Source organism: Bradyrhizobium sp., assembly GCF_017881085.1.
Lineage (GTDB): Bacteria > Pseudomonadota > Alphaproteobacteria > Rhizobiales > Xanthobacteraceae > Bradyrhizobium.
On sequence record NZ_JADGRI010000312.1, the window covers coordinates 1 to 6,220 of the forward strand.

Genomic DNA, 6,220 nt, shown 5'->3' on the forward strand with positions numbered 1-6,220 from the left:
AGTTCGTACAGCTTTCGTTCGGCATCCTCGATCTGGGCCCGCGGCGCGAAATCCACCGGCGCCTCGTAGGCGACGTTGACCATGTCCTCGCCGATACCGATCAGATCGCGGCGCAGCGCCATGTCGTAAACGGTGCGGCCGTAATCCTGGGCGTTGATGATGGTGGTGGCTTCGGCGGCGAGGCGGGCGAGGTATTGGCCGACCGTCATGCCGCCGATATCGGTCTCGGCCGGCAGGAAGGTCTTCAGCGTGACCGGGGTGGCGACCTTGCCCATCCGGATCAGGCTGCTCGCGGTCTCGTAGATCGTCTGATGCAACGGCTCGAAGAAGTGCTTGGGTTCCAGAAAGTCTGATACCCGGTAGAACGCGTCGTTGTTGACGAGAATCGCGCCGAGCAGCGCCTGTTCCGCCTCGATATTGTGCGGTGCGCTGCGATAGGCCGGAGTTCCGCCGTCGGGAGCGAGTTTTAATACGTTCGAATCAAGTAGGGCCATGGTGCTCGAGTGTTCGTGGAACTTGGGCGGATACGGGGCGGCGATAAAGCGCCTGTACTGCGGCAAGCGGAAGCGCCGTGACGCCTTATGCACGATTCACACAATGCGCGTTGGGAATTCGTCTCGCCGTGGCGCTGTGGCGCTTGACGGGTTTTTGCCCGACCGGCCGGCGCCGTCATCATTCGAAAATGCAAGAAAATGGATTCGAGAGTGGAAGAAAACACCCGCGCGAAGTGAACCTTAGCCGGCCCGGGGATACCCATCCCAAGGGCAGGGCGCCCGCGATCTTGTGCTGGATCAGATCAGAACGAGATAGATCAGCGCGATCAGGGCTGCTCCGACGCTCCCGGCGATCAGGGCGTAGTCGGTTCCGAGGCCGGCGTTCGGGTCGAACGATGATGGGTAGGTTCTGTGGGCCATGGCGGTAGCTTTAGGACAGGCCGTCGGAACCCTCTGTGAAGCACCTCACACATGGCCGCATTTTCTTGCGGCATGGTGTGAGGAACGGACCGCCGGCTTCCGGGTTGGTACCGGCGCGGTTTAGGCAGGGACGGGCAATGGGCCAGCGGCTTCAGACTTGGATACCAAGCACTTCCATACCAGGGGCCTGGAGATCCAGCGACGACCCGAAATTGTGGCTGTCGATGCTCGTGCAGGCCATGGAAAACGTGTCGCGCCCGGAAATTCGACAAATTCCTTGCGATCCAAAGGTCATGACCGCGTTTCACGCCCAGCTGGCGCGCCCGGCCTCGCCTTAATCCTTAGGGCGCCTCGAATTACAGCCTGCGAAACCAGCATCCGCGCGGCCTATTCCCCGGCGATCTGCAGCCGTGGCCGCTGGCCGCGCTCGATGATGCGCAGTCTTGCTTCTTCGCGGGTGATGTAATCGCGCGTCATCGGCACCACGCCCTGGCGTTTGGTGAGCTGGATCTGGAAGTTCATCATATTCTGCTTGCGGAACGACATCTCGGAGCAGGCGAGATAGAACTCCCACATCCGCGCAAAACGCTCGTCATAAAACTGCACCGCTTCCTCGCGCCGGGCCATGAAGCGCTGACGCCAGGCTTTGAGGGTTTCGGCGTAATGCAGCCGCAGGATTTCAACGTCGCAGACCAGGAGGCCTGCGCGCTCGATCGCGGGCATCACCTCGGAAAGCGCCGGGATGTAGCCGCCCGGAAAGATATACTTCGTAATCCAGGGATTGGTGGCGTCGGGGCCCTCGGATCGGCCGATCGAGTGCAGCACCATCACGCCATCGTCGGTGAGAAGCTCGGCGCACCGCCGGAAATAGGTTTCGTAGAAGTCGACGCCGACGTGCTCGAACATGCCCACCGACACGATGCGATCGAACGGCCCGGTCACATCGCGATAGTCCTCGAGGAAGAATTTCGCGGTCAGATTTTTCTCGGCCGAGCGCGCGTTCGCCACCTGCAACTGTTCGGTCGATAGCGTGATACCGGTGACGTTGGCGCCGGTCATCTCCGCCAGATAGACGCTAAGTCCGCCCCAGCCGCAACCGATGTCGAGCACGCGATTGCCGCGCTCGATCAGCAGCTTCGCGGCGAGATGGCGTTTTTTGGCGAGCTGGGCATCGTCAAGGCTGGCGTCCGGTGTTTCAAAATAGGCGCAGCTGTATTGCTTGTCGGCATCGAGGAAGAGGGAATACAGCCGGCCGTCGAGATCGTAGTGGTGCGCCACGTTATCTTTCGAGCGGCTCCGCAGATTGAACTGCCTGAGATGCCTGACCAGATAGCGCAGCCACCACTGCAGTCTGGCCCAGCGCGGCACGATGTCGGGCTGATCCATCAGGATCGCCAGCGCATCCGCAATCGTGCCCTGCTCGACGACGAAGGTGCCTTCCATGAAGACTTCGCCGAGCGCAAGTTCGGGGTTGAGAAGGACCCTCCGTTCGGCCTCGTTGGTCAGAAATCGCACGGACACCGGCTCGCCGGTTCCATCGCCGCAGCTGAATATTGTCCCACTCGCAGTGGTGAAGTTCATTGCGCCGCGGCGAATGAACTGCTGCAGGAAATAGCGCAACAAACGGTCCATCGAAACCACCAAACTGAGCGATCCCAACGAGGCTAACGCACCGGCCGTCAAACTCGACGCATTTCGGACCGAATGGTCCGCTATGCCACCCATTGATCATAGGGATGACGGAACGCGCGCGCTAGTGCGTTGTACACAAAGCGGATATTCGGAAATGGCACATTCACGCAGTTGCGTCATAAGCGCGCTTCCATTCATGGGATAATCGGCTAAAAGGTGACCGCCGCCGGTGCCCGATCTGGGGACGCTGGAAGCGATTTCCACATCTGGAGAAATAGGGAATGTTGAGCCGAGCGCTCAGTTTAGCGACGGTGACGCTTCTGATCGGCTGTTTCGCGGCGGACCCGGCGCCGGCGCAGACGCAAAATCTCGAGGCCGGCAAAAGCCCCTCCCAGATCTTCGCCGGAACGTGCACGGCCTGCCACAAAGGCCCGCGCGGTCTGTTGAAGACCGTGCCCGCGGGCTCGCTCCCGGGTTTTCTGAAGCAGCATTACACGACCAGTCCCGAGATGGCTTCGCTGCTGGCCGCCTTCCTTGTCTCCAACGGGGCGACCGATACCCGCTATGTCGGGAATCAGGGCAAATCGGGCAAGGATGAAAAATCGGAACCCAAGCCCGGTGGATTGTCCGAACAACTCGACCGGTTTGGCCGCAGGCTGCGCCTCGCGCCGGCGCAGGAGGCTGCCAAGCCCGAGGACGAGCCGAAGGAGGCCGCCAAGCCGGACGCAAAGCCGGATGCCGACGGACTTGAGCCCGCACGCCGCGGCCGCAACGCCAAGCGCCTGGCGCGGCCGGGCGAGACACCCCCCGCTGCGGAGGGGCAGGCGCCGGATCAGGCGGCCAGCGAGCGCGGCCCTGATGGCCGCAAATTGTCGGCCAAGCGGAAACTGAGCAAGTGGGGCAAGCGCGGGGGCGAAGAGCCGCCCAAATCCGAATCTGCCAAGACCGAATCGCCCAAGACCGAATCCCCCAAGACCGAACCCGGCAAGACCGAGTCTGGCAAGGAAGAGTCCGCAAAGGGCGAGGCGGCAAAGGAAGAGACGCCCAAAAACGAAACTGGCAAGACCGAAACTGGCAAGACCGAAACCGGCAAGACCGAAACCGGCAAGACCGAAGCTGGCAAGGGCGATACCGCAAAGGTCGAGAGCGGCAAGCCTGAGGGCACCAAGCCTGAGGGCGCCAAGCCGCCCGCCGAGGCCAAATCCGAATCCACCAAGATCGAAGCGCCGAAAGAGACGGGCAGCAGCGCGCCCCCCACGCTGCGGGCCGATCCTGTACCCCCCGTCACCCCCGCGCCGCCGGCGGCTTCCCCCGCGGTCTCCGCGGCCGTTACCAGCGGCACGGCGGAGCCGTCTGCCGGACCGTCCGCGCCGCAGCCTGCGCCGCCGGTCTCGGTGCCGCCTGTTGCCCCGGCAGGACCGCCCGCACCGCCGATCTCCCAATAGATTCTACGCGTGAACGCCAGTCCGGCGATCCGGCCTTCAATGGCGGCTTGTTCCATTGCTTCGTTTTGAGGACGGAACTGGCCGGCCGAAAACACGCCGCGACCGCATTGGCGTTGAACAGGATGCTCCAGCAGCCACCGGCAACAATCCCAAGTCCGGCCTGACGGCCGGACTTGGGCATTTCGTTTGAGCCAGACCCGAAAGGCGCGGCCTTACTTTTCCGAAGCGGCTTCGCCCTCGGGCTCCTCGTCGCGGCGGGCTTCGGGGTCGAAAAATTCGCCGGCGGCGGCCAGCGCTTCGGCGGCGGCGTCCTGGTCTTCCCGACGGGTCGAGATGTCCTCGCCGCGATTGATGCGTTCGGCCTCGTCGGCGCTGCGCGCCACCGTCACGGAGACGCCGACCTCGACTTCCGGATGCACGGCAATCGCGATGGTGTGCTTGCCGATGGTCTTGATCGGCGCGTCCAGCATGACCTGGCTGCGGCTGATGGTGACGCCGTCGGCCTCAAACGACGCGATGATGTCGCGAACCGTCACCGAGCCGAACAGCTGACCGGTCTCGGAAGCCTGACGCAGCACCACGACGTTGCGGCCGTCGATCTTCTCGGCGACCTTGCTCGCCTCGCCCTTGGCCTTGAGGTTGCGCGCTTCGAGTTCGGCCTTCATGCCATCGAACTTGGAGCGATTGTCCGCGGTGGCGCGCAGCGCCTTGCCGCGCTTCAAGAGAAAGTTGCGGGCAAAGCCGTCCTTGACGCGGACGACTTCGCCCATCTGGCCGAGCTTGGCGACGCGCTCCAGCAAAATGACTTCCATGTTGGTTCTCCTTCGAATGTGGTGGTGGGTTGAAGTTTCGGTTGAAGATCGGCGTTCAGGACGTAGGCAGGGGCGGCGGCCTGTGTTGCAGGTAACGCTGGCGAAATCCGAAAGTGGCATCCGCGAGCCCGACGACCGCCATCAGGAGCACGGGCCAGACAAACATGATGACGATGGCGTAGGTACAGCCGAGCAGGAACGCGCGGCTTTTCAAGGCCAGCGTCAACGTATGCAGAACCGCGAAGCCGGTGAGCGCATAGGCCATCATCAGGGCCGTAGTGACGATCTGCGCCAGCAGCGCAAGCATCCCGCCGGCGAAGCTGAACGCGACCGCGACACACAGCGCCGCCAGCGTCATCGGCGGCAGTTCGACGCTTTTCAGGTCGGGCCAGGGACGATGCAGCCGTCCCGAGGTCGCCGTGATTCGTGCCGCGAGCCCGAGGCTGAGCGTCAGTGTCGTCATCTCGACGACCGCGGCGGCCGACGGGGCCATCACCACCAGTGCGGCAACCCATTGTTCGGTCTCGGCCGTAGGCGCTGCAGCCGTCAGGTCCAGAACCCGGAGCAAGCCCCGTCGCAGCGTGTCGGTAATGGCGGCGGCATCGGTGCCGAGCGTGAGCAGCGCGGCCATCGTCGTCAGCGCGACAGAAGCTGATATCCAGAGCAAGATGCGCCCGACCGGATACCATTCCATGTCAGCCGGAACTGGCGAGGCGCCATTACCCGAGGGGACGCCAGCGGGAATCGGCCGTCCGAGCAGGGCAAGATGCCCGAGCCACCAGGCGGGCAGCGCGACCATGATCACGAAGGCGATGCAATAGGGAAGGCCGAAGATCGCGCCGAGGGCGGTGGCTGCCGCGATGCCGCCGATGCTGGCGCTGAGCGGCCCCCAGCCCATTGCCGCCACCATCAGCGGCAGCGGCGCCAGGTAGAACAGCAATAGCGAGATCAGCGCGCCCGAGATGATCGAGGCGAACATCAGCGCCGACGCGGCGCCGGCGGCAAGCGCAATGAGAAGGATCGCGATCATCAGCTGTCCCGCTCCCTTCGAGCGGTTAGAGGCTCCGCTCGGGAACCCCAACCATCGGCAACCGGACGAACCGGAAGCCTTATGAAAATTCAGAGATCCGCGGCGCGAGCGCCGCGGATCGCGGATTCGTGTCAGCGAATGACGTAGGGCAGCAGACCGAGGAAACGCGAGCGCTTGATGGCGCGCGCGAGTTCACGCTGCTTCTTGGCGGAGACGGCGGTGATGCGGCTCGGCACGATCTTGCCGCGCTCGGAGACGTAACGCATCAGCAGCTTGGAATCCTTGTAGTCGATCTTCGGCGCATTCGGACCCGTGAACGGGCAGGTCTTGCGGCGGCGGAAAAACGGACGGCGTGCACCAGCTTCAGCCATGATTCTTACTCCTCAA

Annotated in this window: 7 protein-coding genes; 1 reads left to right on the forward strand and 6 read right to left on the reverse strand. The window is 63.5% G+C overall.

The window, feature by feature from the left end; all coding sequences use genetic code 11:
• From QZ213_RS22975 to QZ213_RS22985, 3 genes are all read right to left on the reverse strand, one after another.
• A partial coding sequence (locus tag QZ213_RS22975; RefSeq protein WP_291688378.1) for a DnaB-like helicase N-terminal domain-containing protein occupies window positions 1–494 on the reverse strand: 494 nt, incomplete at its 3' end.
• A 297-nt stretch (window positions 495–791) separates the two neighbouring features.
• Entirely contained in the window at window positions 792–914 is a 123-nt protein-coding gene (locus QZ213_RS22980; protein WP_291688379.1) for a hypothetical protein, read from the reverse strand.
• A gap of 387 nt (window positions 915–1,301) precedes the next feature.
• Window positions 1,302–2,546 (reverse strand): cyclopropane-fatty-acyl-phospholipid synthase family protein, encoded by a 1,245-nt coding sequence (locus QZ213_RS22985; protein ID WP_291688380.1) that lies wholly within the window; start codon window positions 2,544–2,546, stop codon window positions 1,302–1,304.
• 281 nt (window positions 2,547–2,827) lie between these two features.
• Here QZ213_RS22985 and QZ213_RS22990 point away from each other — a divergent pair, with 281 nt between their 5' ends.
• Entirely contained in the window at window positions 2,828–3,991 is a 1,164-nt protein-coding gene (locus QZ213_RS22990; RefSeq protein WP_291688381.1) for a hypothetical protein, read from the forward strand.
• 212 nt (window positions 3,992–4,203) lie between these two features.
• On the opposite strand, the gene rplI is transcribed toward QZ213_RS22990, so the two are convergent.
• The 3 genes from rplI to rpsR form a co-directional block, all read right to left on the reverse strand.
• Window positions 4,204–4,803, reverse strand: a complete 600-nt coding sequence (gene rplI, locus QZ213_RS22995) for a 50S ribosomal protein L9 (protein ID WP_291688382.1) — start codon at window positions 4,801–4,803, stop codon at window positions 4,204–4,206.
• Between the two features lie 55 nt (window positions 4,804–4,858).
• The gene (locus QZ213_RS23000) at window positions 4,859–5,833 is read right to left on the reverse strand and encodes a hypothetical protein (RefSeq protein WP_291688383.1); all 975 of its coding nucleotides are present in this window, start codon (window positions 5,831–5,833) and stop codon (window positions 4,859–4,861) included.
• Between the two features lie 131 nt (window positions 5,834–5,964).
• A complete protein-coding gene (gene rpsR, locus QZ213_RS23005; protein WP_002711478.1) occupies window positions 5,965–6,204 on the reverse strand; it encodes a 30S ribosomal protein S18 in 240 nt (79 codons plus the stop codon).
• Between the last annotated feature and the right edge of the window lie 16 nt (window positions 6,205–6,220).